Raw genomic sequence first — 15228 nt, forward strand, 5'->3', positions numbered from 1 at the left:
TCAAATCAAGAAGGGCAAAGGTGGACGACTTTTACGCCGCCCGCAGCAGGGTCATCCCGCCGCTACCGTGGCCGACTTTCTCACCGCCGTTCTCATGATTGGCGGAGGCGGTGGGATTCGAACCCACGGTACGCTTTCACGTACGCCGGTTTTCAAGACCGGTGCATTCGACCACTCTGCCACGCCTCCAGCAGACCCCCGATAGACCCTGGCCGACGATTCTGAAAGCCTCGGCGTGCAACGACTGCCAGCGAATGTCGCTCCAGCCGCGCCTCGGGCCTTCCCCAAAGGCGGATCTGCCTGTATAACTTTTGCAAATCGGGTCGAAAACGGCCTGAAAGCGAGCGGTGGGGTCGTCGGCCGGCCCCAAACAAGCGCGAACAACGCGCGAAAAGGGGTCAAGCATGGGCGGACACGGGCGGATTCTGTTCCTCGGAGCGTCACTTATCACTCTCACTGTATCTGGCTGCATGGAGGGCGGGCTCGGCACGTCCAAGGAGCCGGGCGGCGAGGCGACGGCATTTTCCGAACGTCCGGCGGCCACGCGACTTGTCGAACGGGATGTCGAGGCCCCCGAGGTCTTCCAGGTGTCCGACAAGGGCCTGTGGGACGGGCGCCCCTCGCTCGGTGGCGTCTGGGTTGCCCATCCCGACGTGACAGCGCCGGAACGCGTCGTCATCCGCAACGAGAGCAATGGCCAGTTCGTGATCGGCGCCCTGTTCAAGCGCGAGCGGGAAAACCCGGGACCGACCCTGCAGGTGTCTTCCGATGCAGCCTCCGCACTCGGGCTGCTCGCCGGGCAACCGACGCCCCTCAACGTCACGGCCCTTCGCCGCGAGGAACCGACCGAGGAAAGCGCCCCGGCGCCCGCCGAACCCGTGATGGCGGAAGTCGCCGAGCCGGTCGAGGCCGCGCCAGTGGCCACCCCGGAACCGGCAGGCGAGGCGATCGCGGCCGGCACCATCGGCGGTAGCCTCCCGGCCGAGACCCAGGTTGCCGAGACGACCATTTCCCAGGACACCGAGGCTCTCGGGGCGTCCGCGGCGGATGTCGCCGCCATCGAATCCGCCCCGGCCAAGAAGCGCCAGTTCTGGAACCCGTTCCGCAAGAAGGCGCCGATCGAGGAGGTGACGCCCGTCGCGCTCACCCCGTCCGAAGCGTCGGCCGTCGCGCTCGCCACCACCGAGACGCTCTCGAGCGAGCCGCTGGCCGCGGTTGCCGACGAGCCCGCCTCGGCACCGGCAGCGATCCAGGACGCCCGCAAGGCCGGCTCGAGCATCGACAAGCCCTACGTGCAGATCGGCATCTTCTCGGTCGAGGCGAACGCCAACAACACCGCCGAGGCCATGCGCCAGAATGGCGTTGTGCCGAAGGTCTACGAGCAGGAAAGCAGCGGCAAGACGTTCTGGCGCGTGGTTGTCGGCCCCGCGACCTCCACGTCGGACCGGACGAACCTGCTCAAGAAAGTGAAGGCGCTCGGCTTCGCCGATGCCTACCCAGTCAACGGCTGACGGGTTAGAGATACGGCCATGATGCGAAAGTTCACCGCTCTTCTGATTCTGGCCGCTTGCCTCGCCGCGTCTGCGGCGTCTGCGGCCTTCGAGACCCGGGCCACCTCTGCCTGGGTTCTGGACGAGACAACCGGCACGGTTCTTCTGTCGAAGAACGCGCAGACACCGCTGCCGCCGGCGTCGATGTCCAAGCTGATGACCCTCAACATGCTGTTCGAGGCGCTGGCCGACGGCCGCGTCACGCTCGACACCCGGTTCAGCGTTTCGGACAAGGCCGCCGCGATGGGCGGCTCCTCGATGTTCCTCACCCAGAAAGACCGACCGACGGTCGAGGAGCTCATCAAGGGCATCATCGTCCAGTCGGGCAACGACGCCTGCGTCGTGGTCGCGGAGGGGCTTGCCGGCACCGAGGAAGGCTTCGCCCGGCTGATGAACGAGCGTGGCCGCGCGATCGGACTGCGCAACTCGGTCTTCGCCAATTCTTCCGGCTGGCCGCATCCGAACCATCGCATGTCGATGGAAGATCTGGGCCTGCTGGCGACTCGGCTGATCGAGGACTTCCCGGAGTACTACGGCTACTTCGCGATGGAAGAATTCGCCTACGACGGCCGCGTGCCGTCGAACCACCAGAACCGCAACCCGCTACTGTCCCTCGGCATCGGCGCCGATGGCCTCAAGACCGGGCATACCGCCGAGGCCGGCTATGGTCTCGTGGGGTCCGCCGTTCAGGGCAACCGCCGGATCGTGTTCGTGATCTCCGGCCTCGACAGCGAGACCGCCCGCGCCGAGGAAGCCGAAAGCGTGGTGAACTGGGCGTTCCGCCAGTTCGTCCAGAAAAAGATCGCCGACAAGGGCACCCGCCTCGCCACCGCGCCGGTCTGGATGGGATCCAAGCAGACGGTGGGCATGGTGGTGCCCGAGGATCTCGAACTGCTGGTGCCCGCTGTCGTGCGCGGCGAGATCGAGGCCGAGATCACCTATGAAACGCCGCTGCGCGCGCCGATCGCGGCCGGCCAGCAGATCGGCACGCTGATCGTTGACCTTCCCGACCTGGCCCGTCAGGAACTGCCGCTGACGGCCGAGACGGATATCGCCCGGGGTGGCTTCCTGCCCCGGATCCGCACCGCCGCCTACGTTCTTTTCCGGCAGGTTACCGGACAGGCCGCGGGGCTCTGAACCGATGCCCGCCCCCGAGGCCCGCCGCGGGGTCTTCATCACCTTCGAAGGTATCGACGGCTCCGGCAAGTCGACCCAGGCCCGCCGTCTCTACGAGGCGCTGGCGGCGCGGGGTCATTCCGTGGACCTGACCCGCGAGCCCGGTGGCTCCGAGGGCGCGGAACAGATCCGCAGCCTGGTTCTCGAGGGCGACCCGGACCGCTGGTCCGCCGAAACCGAGATCCTGCTGTTCACCGCGGCACGGCGCGACCATCTTGAAAAACGCATCTGGCCTGCGCTCGACGCGGGACGGATCGTCATCTGCGACCGGTTTGCCGACAGCACCCGGCTCTACCAGGGACTGCGCGGCCCCGGCCTGCGCCAGCAGGTGGACCGGCTGCACGAGATGATGATCGGAACCGAGCCCGACATCACCTTTGTCATCGACCTCGACCCAGCCACCGGCCTCAGCCGCGCCAAGGGGCGGCAGACCGCCGAGGAGCGGTTCGAGGATTTCGGCGAGGGTCTGCAGCGGCAGATGCGCGACGGCTTTCTCGACCTCGCACGCGCGCATCCCGAGCGCTTCATCGTGATCGACGGTGCGCGCAGCCCCGATGCTGTGGCAGCCGACGTGCTTGACCGTGCGTCGGCCCGCCTGCCCCGGCCCGTCGCGGGCTGATGAGCGACATCGACGACATTCCCGAGCCGGACCGGCTTGCAGGCGCGCCTCACCCGCGCGATGCGCGCGAACTCATCGGACAGGGCGAGGCAGAGGCGACCTTTCTCGAGGCCTTCACCTCCGGCAGGCTGCACCACGCCTGGCTGATCACCGGGCCGCGCGGGGTCGGCAAGGCCACGCTCGCCTGGCGGATCGCCCGTTTCCTGCTGACCGCCCCCGATCCCGGCGGCGAAGACAGCCTGTTCGGCGCCCCGCCGCCTCCGACGACGCTCGACGTCGATCCGGAGAACCCGGTCTCCCGCCGGATGCAGGCGCTCTCGGAACCGCGGCTGTTCCTGCTGCGCCGCCCGTGGGACCCAAAAGCCAAGCGTCTGCGCCAGGAGATCACGGTCGACGAGGCACGCAAGCTCAAGGGCTTCTTCTCGATGTCCTCGGCCGATGGCGGCCGTCGCGTGGTGATCGTCGACGCGGCCGACGAGATGAACACCGCCGCGGCCAACTCGGTGCTGAAGCTCCTGGAGGAGCCCCCTGCCCGCGCCGTTCTGCTGCTGATCTCGCACCAGCCCTCGCGACTGCTGCCGACGATCCGCTCGCGCTGCCGGACCCTGCGGTGCCAGCCGCTCGAAGCCGACGAGATGGCCCGCGCGCTTGAAGCCGCCGGCGCGCCGATGCCGGATGACCCGGCCCCGCTCGGCGCGCTCTCGGGCGGATCGGTCGGGCTTGCGCATCAACTCCTCACCGAAGACGGGCTCGCGCTCTATGGCGCCATCGTGCGGCTGTTCGAGGGAGCGCCCCGGATCGACCGGGAACGCGCCCTTGCCTTCTGCGACATGGTCGGCGCCCGCGGCAGCGAGGTGACCATCGACCAGGTCCTGCAGATGCTGGACCTGTTCCTGTCCCGCCTCGCCCGCGCCGGCGTTTTCGGTCCGCCCGCCCCGGAGGCGGCCCCCGGAGAGGCTGCGCTGATGTCCCGCCTCTGCCCGCATTCAGGCGCGGCGCGCCAATGGGCGACGCTGCAACAGGCCGTCAGCGAACGGACGAGGCATGGCGTCGCCGTCAACCTTGACCCCGCCGCGCTGCTGCTTGATACGGTGCTCAAGATGAACGCGGCGGCCCAGGAGGGATCGCCCGCGCCAGATTGAGCCGAGCAAGATGCCCCTACCCGAGATCGTCGACAGCCACTGCCACCTCGATTTCCCCGATTTCGAAGGCCAGCATTCCGAGATCGTCGCCCGCGCGGCCGAAGCCGGGGTGACCCGGATGGTGACGATCTGCACCAGGTTGCGGCTGGAGCCGCAGGTCCGGGCAATTGCCGAAGCGCACGATCCGGTCTTCTACGCCGCCGGCACCCACCCGATGAGCGCCGCCGACGAGCCGCTCGCCACGGTGGAAGAACTCGTCGCGCTGGCCGCCCACCCCAAGTTCGTGGGGATCGGCGAGACCGGGCTCGACTATCACTACACCGCGGAAAGCGCGGGGGTGCAGCAGGAAAGCCTGCGCATCCATATCGAGGCCTGCCGCCGCACTGGCCTGCCGCTGATCATACATTCTCGCGACGCTGACGAGGACATGGCCCGGATCCTCTCCGAAGAGCACACCGCGGGTGCCTATACCTGCGTCATGCATTGCTTCAGCTCTGGCGCCGGGCTCGCGCAGGCCGCGCTGGAGCTGGGGTTCTACCTCTCGATGTCCGGCATCGCCGCCTTCCCCCGCAGCAAGGAGCTGCGCGAAATCTTCGCCGCCGCCCCGGTCGACAGGATCCTCGTGGAGACCGACGCCCCCTACCTCGCGCCGCCCCCCTATCGCGGCAAGCGTAACGAGCCCGCCTATACCGCCCACACGGCAAGGGTCGGCGCCGAGATCTTCGGCCTCGACTACGCGGAGTTCGCCGCCCGCACCTCGGCCAATTTCGACCGCCTGTTCTCCAAGGCCGCCGCCTGGGCCAAGGCCGCCTGATGGCCGAGCTGCGCTTCACCATCCTCGGCTGCGGCTCGTCTGGCGGCGTGCCCCGTGTCGGCGGGATATGGGGCGCCTGCGACCCGAAGAACCCGAAGAACCGCCGCCTGCGCTGTTCACTCCTGGTCGAGCGGTTCGAAGGCGACAGCGTCACGCGCGTCCTGATCGACACCACCCCGGACATGCGCGAGCAACTGCTCGCCGCCGAGGTCGGCACGCTGGACGCCGTGGTCTATACCCACGACCACGCCGACCACACGCACGGCATCGACGACCTGCGCATGGTGGTCTTCAATCGGCAATCCCGGCTGCCGGTCTGGGCGGATCCGGCCACCCAGAACGCGCTGCTGCTCCGGTTCGGCTACGCCTTCGTCCAGCCGGAAGGGTCCAACTACCCGCCGATCCTCGACATGCACACGATCAACAAGCCCTTCGCCATCGAGGGCGCGGGGGGCGCGATCGAGTTCGCGCCGATCCACGTCCGTCACGGCGGCATCGATGCGCTCGGCTTCCGGATCGGCAAGCTGGCCTACATGCCGGACGTGAACGAGATCCCCGAGGAAGCGTGGGAGCACCTCGCCGATCTGGACTGCTGGATCATCGACGCCCTGCGCTACACTCCGCACCCCAGCCATGCCCATCTCGACATGGCGCTCGACTGGATCTCCCGCGCCGCCCCGCGCAGCGCCGTGCTCACCAACCTCCATATCGACATGGACCACGACACTGTCGCGGGGGAGACACCCGACCACGTCGTCCCGGCCCATGACGGCATGGTCCTCGCCTGCGAAGTCTAGCCCATGCTCGGCATCCTGATCTCGATCCTGCCGGTCTTCCTCGTGGTTGGTTTCGGCTACATCGCGGTGCGCAACAAGCTGTTCCCGGACCAGAGCGTCGACGGCCTGATGATGTTCGCGCAGAACTTCGCGATCCCCGCGCTGCTGTTTCGCGCCATGTCCACGCTCGAACTCGGCGAGGCGTTCCACCCTGCCCTGTTCCTCAGCTACTACGGCGGCGCAACGGTCTCCTTCCTGCTCTGCCTGCTGGGAGCCCGACTGCTGTTCGAGCGCCCGTGGGAAGACAGTATCGCCATCGGCTTCTGCGGCCTGCTGGCCAACGGCCTGCTTCTCGGCGTGCCGGTCACCGAACAGGCCTTCGGGCCAGAGGCAACGGAATCGAACTTCGTCATCATCTCGGTCAATTCGCTCTACTGCTACGGCCTCGGCATCACCGCGATGGAGATCGCCCGCGCCCGCTCCAGCGGCGGCTCGCTGGCGCAGATGCCGATGCGGGTGCTGCGCGCGATGTTCCGAAACTCGCTGATCCTCGGGATCGGCGCCGGGCTGCTGGTCAACATCTCCGGCGTTACCCTGCCCGCCTTCTTCACCGAGGCGCTCGACATGATGGCCCGCGCCGCCCTGCCGGCGGCCCTGTTCGGGCTTGGCGGTGTGCTCTGCTTCTACCGCCCCGAGGGCGACCTGCGCACCATCGCCTGGATCGTGCTCGCCTCGCTCGTCGTCCACCCGACGGTGACATGGCTCATCGGCTCCGCGACGTCGCTGCCCGAACCTGGCTTCCGCTCCGCCGTGACGATGGCGGCTATGGCGCCGGGGGTGAACACCTATCTCTTCGCCAACATGTACGGGGTGGCCCGCCGGGTCGTCGCCTCCGCCGTGCTCATCGGCACGGCGGTCTCGCTGTTCACGACCTGGGTCTGGCTCGCGCTGCTGCACTAAGCGGGCGGGCTTCTTCTGTCGGAAAGTATCCCGGGGGTCCGAGGGCAGCGCCCCAGGTCCTGCGGCCTCAGCTGGGCGAGACGCCGCGCAGCCTCTCCGAACGCCGCCGCAACAGCTCGACCGTCGTCAGCAGGGCGATGGAGATCACGACGAGGATCGTCGCGACCGACAGGATCGCCGGAGAGATCTGCTCGCGGATGCCATTCCACATCTGGCGCGGGATCGTCTGCTGGTCATGCGCCGCCACGAAGAGCACCACCACCACCTCGTCGAACGAGGTCACGAAGGCAAAGAGCGCGCCCGAGATCACGCCGGGCAGGATCAACGGCATGGTGATCTTGAAGAACGTCGTCGTCGGGTCCGCGCCGAGCGACGCGGCGGCCCGTGTCAGCGAATGGTCGAAGCCCACCAGCGTCGCCGTCACCGTGATGATGACGAAGGGGATGCCGAGCGTGGCATGCGCCATGATGATCCCGATGTAGGTATTGGCGAGACCGGTGGCCGAGTAGAAGAAGAACAGGCCGGTCGCGGTGATGATGATCGGCACGATCATCGGCGAGATCAGGACCGCCATGATCGTCCGCCGGAACGGCATCTCCGGCCGCGACAGGCCGAGCGCCGCAAGGGTGCCGAGGCAGGTCGCCAGCACCGTCGAGAAGAAGCCGATGATGACGGAGTTCTTGGCGGCGTTGATCCAGGCAGCATTCGCCCAGGCGTCGGCCCACCATGAGCCATCCCGCGCCGCCTCCGGATCGACCATGCCGAAGGTCAGCAGCATGTCGTACCAGCGGGTCGAATACCCCGTCGGATCGAAGCTGAGCATCTTCTCGGTAAAGGTGAAATACGGCTCGGCGTTGAAGCTCAGCGGGATCACGATCAGGATCGGCGCGATCAGGAACAGGAAGATCAGCCCGCAGATCACCAGGTAGGCGTAGTGCCAGATCTTCTCGAGCGGCGAGGCATATGTCGGCAGGGCCATGGCGTTTCGTCCTTTCGGCTGGGCCGGGGGGCTAGCCCCCCAGACCCCCCAGGATTTTTCCGGACAGAAGATGCATCGGCGGTCTCCCCTATCCCAGCTTGAGGTTGTCGATCCCGACCAGCCGGTCGTAGAGCCAGTAGAGCAGCAGCACGCCGGCAAGCAGCAGCGAGGCGAGCGCCGCGGCCAGCGACCAGTTCAGCGACTTCTGCATGTGGAAGGCGATCAGGTTGGAGATGAGCTGCCCCGAGGAGCCGCCAACCAGCGCCGGGGTGATGTAGTAGCCCACGGCGAGGATGAACACGAGCAGCCCGCCGGCGCCGATACCGGGCACCGTCTGCGGCATGTAGACACGGCGGAATGCGGTCCAGGACGTGGCCCCGAGCGAGCGCGCGGCGCGGACGTAGGACGGGTCGATCGGGCGCATCACCGAGTAGAGCGGCAGCACCATGAACGGCAGCAGGATATGCGTCATCGCGATGATCGTGCCGGTCTGGTTGTAGATCATCTGGATGCGGTTCTCATCCGCGATCAGGCCGGCGGCGACACCGATGTCGTTGACCACGCCCTGGCTCTGCAACAGCACGATCCACGAGGTCGTTCGCACGAGGAGCGATGTCCAGAACGGCAGCAGGACGAAGATCATCAGCAGGTTCGACTTGCTCAGCGGAAGCGTCGCCAGCAGGTGGGCGATCGGGAAGCCCAGAACCAGGGTCAGGAACGTGATCAGCGCCGACAGGATCAGCGTGCGTTGGAACAGCAGGACGTAGACGGCGCGCTCTTCCTCGACCTTGACGATATTGCCATCCGCATCGCGGGTACGGTCGAGCGCGGCGAGGTAGAAGTCCAGCGTCACCGACTTGGAGGCGTTGCGCATCGCAGCCCAGAGCTTGGGATCAGCCCATTCGTCGTCGGCGTCCAGAATCGCCTCCTTGAAGGGCGGCTCCATCCTCTCGGCCTTGCGCGCGGTCGAGGTGAACATCGAGCGCGTGCCCGAGACTTCGTAGTTGATCCGCGTGCCGATCTGACCGATGGACTTGGTTTCGCGGGCGTGGGCGAGGCCGGCCCGGAGGGCGGCATAGGCGGCTTCATCCGGCTCGGTACCGGCCGGGTTGGCGTCAAACCACTCGCGCAGCTCGACCATCAGCGGCACGGTCTCGCCGGTGTCCCTGTCCTTCCAGGAGTAGAAGCCGGTGTTGGTGACCGACATCGACAGCATCTGGCCGATCGGGATCAGGAAGGTCACGACCACGAACAGCAGCAGTGGCATGACGAGGTAAAAGGCGCGGCGGCGGTTGCGGGCCTGGGACCGGGCCAGTGCCGCCTTGAGCGGCTTGCCATCGGCTGTGGTCAGCTTTTCCGTCGTGGACGTTGCGGCAACTGCGTCGGACATCCGCTCTCCCGCTGTGTAGGGGCCGCGGCGTGCGGCCCGGGTCTTGCCGGTGTCCGCCCCGGGTATTCCGGGGCGGACGGTTTCGCATCGGGCCGGATCAGCCGGCGAGCCAGGCGTTGAAGCGTTCGTTCAGCTCGGTGTCGCGGTCAGCCCAGAACTCGAAGTTCGACGGCAGTGCCTTCTGGAGGTTTTCCGCCGCGGTCGGCATGTGCGGACCCATCTCGGTCTTGCCGTCCTGGTAGAGGCCGACGAGCGGACCGGAGGACTTGCGGGCCGGACCGTAGCTGATCCACTTGGCCTGCTCGGCGAGCTGCTCGGTCTCGGTCGCGAAGACCACGAAGTCCAGCGCGGCCTCGAGGTTCGGAGCGCCCTTCGGGATCACGTAGCCGTCGTATTCGTAGACCTGGCCGTCGAAGATCGTGACGAAGGGCTGGCCCTCGCCGACGGCGGCGTTGAAGATGCGGCCGTTGTAGGCGGTGGTCATCGCGACCTCGCCGTCGGCCAGCAGCTGCGGCGGCTGCGCGCCGGCTTCCCACCAGACGACGCTGTCCTTGATGGTTTCGAGCTTGTCGAAGGCGCGGTCGACGCCCTCGTCGGTCTCGAGCATGTCATAGACCTCTTCCGGGGCCACGCCGTCGGCCATCAGCGCCATTTCGAGGTTCGCCTTGGCGCCCTTGCGAAGGCCGCGCTTGCCCGGATAGGTCTCCAGGTCGAAGAAATCCGCGATCGTGGTCGGCGGGTTGTCGGCGAACACGCTGGAATCATAGGCAAAGATGGTCGAGAACACGATCGTGGTCACCAGGCAGTCGGTGACCGCACCCGGCAGGAAATCGTCCATCGCCGGGGTGCCGTCCGCACCGTCGGGCAGGATCGAAGGATCGATCTCTTCCAGCAGACCCTCGTCGCAGAGACGCACGGCGTCGGCATATTCCACGTCGGCCACGTCGATGGTGACGTTGCCCGCCTCGACCTGGGCCTTGATCGGGGTCGCGGGGTTGTCGGCATCGACCGAAACCACCTTGATGCCGGTCTTGTCGGTGAAAGGCTTGTGGTAGGCCTCGATCTGGGATTTGCCGTAGGCGCCGCCCCAGCTCATCACCGTGATCTCCTGCGCCGAGGCGCCGAAGGCCATAGCCGTCAGGGCCGTGGTCAGGATCAGTGTCTTCTTCATGTTTGTCTCCCTGTTGGACACTCTTGTTTTGTTCGGACGGGCTTTGTGCCCGCGCCGTTTGATATGGCTCCGGATCACATCGGGTCGAGCGCCCGCGCGTCCTGCATATGCCAGCTGATCGGAAGCTTGCGGCCCGGTGTCAGGCGCTCCTGGCCGAGCATGTTGCGGCATTTCATGATGAAATCATCGTGGCCGGCGACCCGCAGCCGGGTGCGGAAGCTGTCGCCCATGTAGATGAACTCCAGCACCTCGGCCTCGATCGTGTGCGCCCCCGGGTCGAAGTTTTCCGGCTTGAACTCCACCCGTTCGGGACGGATCGACACCAGCGTCTGCTGTCCGACATTGGTGATGTTCACCGGAGTCGCGTCGATCAGTTCCCCGGTCTTCAGACGCACCGTTGCCTTGGACCCTTCGATGCTCTCGATCGTGCCTTCGAGCCGGTTGTTCTCGCCGATGAACCCGGCGACGAAGCTGTTCTGCGGCCGCTCGTAGAGCTCGTCCGGCGGGGCGAGCTGCTGGATCACGCCGTCGTTGAAGACTGCCACGCGATCCGACATGGTCAGCGCCTCGGTCTGGTCGTGAGTCACGTAGACCACCGTGATGCCGAGACTTTCATGCAGGTGCTTGATCTCGAACTGCATGTGCTCGCGCAGCTGCTTGTCGAGCGCGCCGAGGGGTTCGTCCATCAGCACCAGTTCGGGCTCGAACACCAGCGCGCGCGCCAGCGCAATGCGCTGCTTCTGGCCACCGGAAAGCTGGGCGGGACGACGCGCCGCGAAGGCCCCCATCTGCACCATCTCCAGCGCACGCTTCACCTTGGCCTCGCGCTCCGACTTGTCCATGCCGCGCACTTCCAGCGGGAAGGCGAGGTTCTCGGCCACGGTCATGTGCGGGAACAGGGCGTAGTTCTGGAACACCATGCCGATCCCGCGTTTGTGCGGCGGGATGTTGTTGATCGACCTGCCGTCCAGGTTGATCTCGCCGTGGGTCGCGGTCTCGAACCCGGCAAGCATCATGAGGCAGGTGGTTTTTCCAGATCCCGACGGCCCGAGCATCGTCAGAAACTCGCCTTTCGGCATCTGGAGGTTGAGATCCTTGACGACGAGAGTTTCGCCGTCATAGCTCTTCTGCACCCTGTCGAACTCGACAAAGGGTCGATTAGCTGGCTCGGTCAAGGCAGCTCCTGTTGGACAAGTCTTGCGTTCATTGATGGTGACGCAATTGATTGGGCTCAACTAAAGCAACCCAATTCCCACTTGGCAATGCCCAACAGCGGATCAAATGCTGTCGAAAACGACAGATGCCCTGTGTTTCAGCAGCCCTTCCGCGTGGTCTGCCGGAGGATCCGGCAGGAACACGCTATGTTTTCGAATGGGAATAACTCTGAAACGCAGGCGCTTCAGCCAGAGCGATCGGCGGAGCCGCTCAACGCCCGGCAGCACAGATTTCCGCTGTATCTACTTGCAGTTGCGCAGCCCGTCGGCGAGGCCCTGCAGAAGCGCGCCATAGAGATCCGGCCCCGGTTCCAGGTCGACGCCAAGGGGGTCGAGCACGGCCAGCCCCACGTTCCGCCCTTCCGTCACGGCGTCGATGAGCGAGGCGTTGAACTGCGGTTGCGACAGGATGCAGGTGACGCCTGCGCTGCGCATTTCATCCCGCAAGGCCGCCACGCGGGCCGCGCTCGGATCGGTCGCATCGCCCTTGGAGATCGCACCAAGCGCGCTCAGGCCGAAACGCTCCTCGAAATATCGGTAGGCGTCGTGCAGAACGACGAATCGCATGTCCTGAACCGAGGCGAGATCGGCGACGATCCGGGCTTCCAGCGCGACGAGCGCGACGATCCCCGCCTCCGCGTTCGCGCGATAGACGTCGGCGTTTTCCGGGTCGGAGTACGCCAGAGCCTCGGCGATGGCCGCGAGCCAGACCCGGCCATTCTCCGGATCGAGCCAGAGATGCGGGTCCGCACCCTCGTGAACGTGACCTTTGTGATCGTCATGCGCTTCGTGGTCATCGTGATCCGCATGATCGTCGTGATCGTCATGCGACTCGTGGTCATCGTGATCCGCCTGATCGTCGTGTTCAGCATGGTCGTCATGCCCATCATGATCGGTGTCGCCGTCATGGTGCTCGGTGTCCTCCTCCATGGAAAACACGGCGTCCTCGCGCATCTCGAACTGCACCGTGCCGGGCACCTCCGAGAGCGTCAGCACCCGGGCGCTCTGCCCGAGGTTCCGAATGGGGGTCTCGAGCCAGGGTTCCAGGTCCTCGCCCACCCAGACGACCAGCCCGGCTTCCGAAAGCGCACGCGCCTCCGAAGGTCGCATCGCATGGCTGTGCGGCGAGGCCCCTTGCGGCACGATCAGCGTCGGCGCGCCGAGATCGCCCATGACCTGGGCCACCAGCGAATGCACCGGCGCGATGTCGACAGCCACGCTGGGCACTTCCGCGGTCGCGGTCGTGGCGAACAGCATTGCGACTATGAACGATTTTGCGATACGGCTTTGCATTCCCGGCCTCCAGTTCTCGATGGCGGCTCCCTAGATGATATGTTATAACAAAACAAGTCCAATTCGGAGGGGCCATGTCGGACCTGCACAGACATCAGGAAACGCTGGGATTCGCGCGCCATGACCACGGCGGATGCGTCACCACCGCAATGGCGGCGGCCGAAGCGCGCTGCGCCGAGGACGGCTTGCGTTTTACACCTGTCCGACGCCGCGCGCTCGAGATCCTGCTGGAGCGTCACCAGGCCATGGGCGCCTACGAGGTGCTGGAGCGGCTGCAGAAGGAAGGTCTGGGCGCGCAACCGCCGGCGGCCTATCGGGCGCTCGACTTCCTCGTCAGCCATGGCTTCGCCCACCGGATCGAACGGCTCAATGCCTTTGTCGCCTGCGTTTGCCCGGGCAGCGACCACCTGCCCGCCTTCCTGATCTGCACCTCTTGCAACCGGGTCGCGGAGACCGTCACGATACCTGCCCGGGAGTTCTTCGAGACCGCGGCCGCGGAGGCGGATTTCGCGATTGCCAAGATCCTCGTGGAGGCAGAGGGCACCTGTGCCACCTGCCGGAGCAAGGAAACCTGATGAAAAGCCCCCAAGCGCCCCTGGTGTCGGTTCGCGGCCTGGCGATCCGGCTCGGCCCCCACGACGTGCTGCGCAACGTGGATCTCGACATCGCCGCAGGCGAGATCGTGACAATCGTCGGGCCGAACGGCTCCGGCAAGTCGACCCTGCTGCGCGCGATCATTGGCGCGATCGAGCCGCGCGCAGGCACGGTCACGCTGCGGCCCGGCGTCCGGCTGGGCTACGTGCCGCAAAAGCTGCAGATCGACCCGACGCTGCCGATCAATGTCGCGCGTTTCCTCAACCTGCCCACCCGCCGGCCTGCCGCTGACATCGCCGAGGCGCTGCACACCGCCGGACTGCCGGACCTGCAGAAGCGTCCGATGTCGGCCCTGTCCGGCGGCCAGTTCCAAAGGGTGCTGCTCGCCCGGGCGCTGCTCGAGAAGCCCGACCTGCTGCTGCTGGACGAACCGACGCAGGGGCTCGACCAGCAGGGCTCCGCGGCCTTCTACCAGCAGATCGAAGAGGTCCGCGCGCGACTCGGCTGCGCGATCCTGATGGTGAGCCACGAGCTGCACGTGGTGATGAGCGCGTCCGACCGGGTGATCTGCCTCAACGGCCACGTCTGCTGCCACGGCACGCCCGAGGTCGTGGCCTCGGCGCCGGAATACCGCGCCCTGTTCGGCACCGGCACCAAGGGCGCGCTGGCGCTTTATCGGCACACCCACGACCACGGGCACGATCACGACCATCCGCAGCCCGACCATCATCACGAGGACCACGCGATCTGATGCTCGACGATTTCATGATCCGGGCGGCGCTTGCCGGCGTCGGCACCGCGGCCGCGGCCGCGCCCCTGGGATGCTTCGTGGTCTGGCGCCGCATGGCCTATTTCGGCGATGCGACAGCCCACGCGGCCATGCTGGGCGTCGCGCTGGCGCTGACCTTCCAGGTGCCGGTCTTCGGCGGCGTGCTCGCCGCGGCGCTCGCCATGGGTCTCACCGTCAGCACCCTCTCCGGCAAGGGGCTGGCCGCCGACACGCTGCTGGGCGTGCTCGCGCATTCGGCCCTGGCCTTCGGCCTTGTCGCTGTCTCGTTCCTGTCGGGCGTTCCGGTCGATCTCATGGGCTACCTGCTTGGGGACATCCTCGCCGTCAGCAAGGGGGACCTTGCGGTCATCTGGGCCGGCGCGGCCATGGTCTCGGCGCTGATCGCCTGGCGGTGGTCGGACCTGCTCATCGCCACGGTCGGTCCGGATCTCGCACGGGCGAGCGGCATCGATCCGCGCCGGGAGCAGATGGTTCTGACGCTCTGCCTCGCCCTGACCGTCGCAGTGGCGATCAAGGTCGTGGGGGTTCTGCTGATCGCCGCCCTGCTGGTGATCCCCGGCGCGACCGCGCGCGGCCTCGCCAGCAGTCCGGAGGCCATGGCCCTTACGGCCGCCGGCCTGGGGAGCCTGTCGGCGCTCGGCGGCCTCTGGGCCTCCTTCCAGTTCGACACGCCCACCGGCCCGACCATCGTCTGTGTCGCGGCCACGCTGTTCGTGCTCTCGACCCTGTTGCGCAGCGTACGGGAAGCCTGAACCAGGCG

General features: G+C 66.7%; 15 protein-coding genes and 1 tRNA gene. 10 read left to right on the forward strand and 6 right to left on the reverse strand.

Going from position 1 to position 15228, the window contains the following annotated elements; translation table 11 throughout:
• Positions 1-99: 99 nt before the first annotated feature.
• A tRNA-Ser gene (locus CHB86_RS16690) sits at positions 100-189 on the reverse strand.
• A gap of 215 nt (positions 190-404) precedes the next feature.
• On the opposite strand from CHB86_RS16690, the gene CHB86_RS25105 reads away from it, so the two are divergent.
• From CHB86_RS25105 to CHB86_RS16730, 7 genes are read left to right on the forward strand one after another with little or no spacing between them, the layout of a single operon-like run.
• Complete coding sequence (locus tag CHB86_RS25105; RefSeq protein WP_245838054.1) at positions 405-1511, forward strand: SPOR domain-containing protein; 1107 nt, start codon at positions 405-407, stop codon at positions 1509-1511.
• A gap of 18 nt (positions 1512-1529) precedes the next feature.
• Positions 1530-2687, forward strand: a complete 1158-nt coding sequence (locus CHB86_RS16705; protein WP_425445429.1) for a D-alanyl-D-alanine carboxypeptidase family protein — start codon at positions 1530-1532, stop codon at positions 2685-2687.
• Between the two features lie 4 nt (positions 2688-2691).
• Positions 2692-3345 (forward strand): dTMP kinase, encoded by a 654-nt coding sequence (tmk, locus tag CHB86_RS16710; RefSeq protein WP_089234232.1) that lies wholly within the window; start codon positions 2692-2694, stop codon positions 3343-3345.
• Entirely contained in the window at positions 3345-4487 is a 1143-nt protein-coding gene (locus CHB86_RS16715; RefSeq protein WP_089234233.1) for a DNA polymerase III subunit delta', read from the forward strand. The genes tmk and CHB86_RS16715 overlap by 1 nt, the downstream gene beginning before the upstream one ends.
• A 10-nt stretch (positions 4488-4497) precedes the next feature.
• Entirely contained in the window at positions 4498-5301 is an 804-nt protein-coding gene (locus tag CHB86_RS16720) for a TatD family hydrolase (protein ID WP_089234234.1), read from the forward strand.
• Positions 5301-6098, forward strand: a complete 798-nt coding sequence (locus CHB86_RS16725) for an MBL fold metallo-hydrolase (protein ID WP_089234235.1) — start codon at positions 5301-5303, stop codon at positions 6096-6098. Before CHB86_RS16720 ends, CHB86_RS16725 begins: the two co-directional genes overlap by 1 nt.
• A 3-nt stretch (positions 6099-6101) precedes the next feature.
• Positions 6102-7037, forward strand: coding sequence for an AEC family transporter (locus CHB86_RS16730; RefSeq protein ID WP_089234236.1), 936 nt, complete (start codon positions 6102-6104; stop codon positions 7035-7037).
• A gap of 67 nt (positions 7038-7104) precedes the next feature.
• On the opposite strand, the gene CHB86_RS16735 is transcribed toward CHB86_RS16730, so the two are convergent.
• From CHB86_RS16735 to CHB86_RS16755, 5 genes are all read right to left on the reverse strand, one after another.
• Positions 7105-8016 (reverse strand): ABC transporter permease, encoded by a 912-nt coding sequence (locus CHB86_RS16735; RefSeq protein WP_089234237.1) that lies wholly within the window; start codon positions 8014-8016, stop codon positions 7105-7107.
• An 88-nt stretch (positions 8017-8104) separates the two neighbouring features.
• Complete coding sequence (locus tag CHB86_RS16740; protein ID WP_089234238.1) at positions 8105-9406, reverse strand: ABC transporter permease; 1302 nt, start codon at positions 9404-9406, stop codon at positions 8105-8107.
• A 97-nt stretch (positions 9407-9503) separates the two neighbouring features.
• Positions 9504-10577: an ABC transporter substrate-binding protein gene (locus CHB86_RS16745; RefSeq protein ID WP_089234239.1), complete on the reverse strand. Its 1074-nt coding sequence runs from the start codon at positions 10575-10577 to the stop codon at positions 9504-9506.
• A 74-nt stretch (positions 10578-10651) separates the two neighbouring features.
• Positions 10652-11752 carry an ABC transporter ATP-binding protein gene (locus CHB86_RS16750; protein WP_089234240.1) on the reverse strand — a complete coding sequence of 367 codons (1101 nt, stop codon included), beginning with the start codon at positions 11750-11752 and terminating at the stop codon, positions 10652-10654.
• Positions 11753-12034: 282 nt separating this feature from the next.
• Positions 12035-13084, reverse strand: a complete 1050-nt coding sequence (locus CHB86_RS16755) for a zinc ABC transporter substrate-binding protein (RefSeq protein ID WP_089234241.1) — start codon at positions 13082-13084, stop codon at positions 12035-12037.
• Between the two features lie 74 nt (positions 13085-13158).
• Here CHB86_RS16755 and CHB86_RS16760 point away from each other — a divergent pair, with 74 nt between their 5' ends.
• The 3 genes from CHB86_RS16760 to CHB86_RS16770 are packed head-to-tail and all read left to right on the forward strand — an operon-like array spanning position 13159 to position 15220.
• Positions 13159-13659 (forward strand): Fur family transcriptional regulator, encoded by a 501-nt coding sequence (locus CHB86_RS16760; RefSeq protein ID WP_089234242.1) that lies wholly within the window; start codon positions 13159-13161, stop codon positions 13657-13659.
• A complete protein-coding gene (locus CHB86_RS16765) occupies positions 13659-14429 on the forward strand; it encodes a metal ABC transporter ATP-binding protein (protein WP_089234243.1) in 771 nt (256 codons plus the stop codon). Before CHB86_RS16760 ends, CHB86_RS16765 begins: the two co-directional genes overlap by 1 nt.
• The gene (locus tag CHB86_RS16770) at positions 14429-15220 is read left to right on the forward strand and encodes a metal ABC transporter permease (RefSeq protein ID WP_089234244.1); all 792 of its coding nucleotides are present in this window, start codon (positions 14429-14431) and stop codon (positions 15218-15220) included. Before CHB86_RS16765 ends, CHB86_RS16770 begins: the two co-directional genes overlap by 1 nt.
• Positions 15221-15228: the final 8 nt, after the last annotated feature.

The organism is Tropicimonas sediminicola (assembly GCF_900188335.1).
GTDB classification, from domain to species: Bacteria; Pseudomonadota; Alphaproteobacteria; order Rhodobacterales; family Rhodobacteraceae; genus Tropicimonas; species Tropicimonas sediminicola.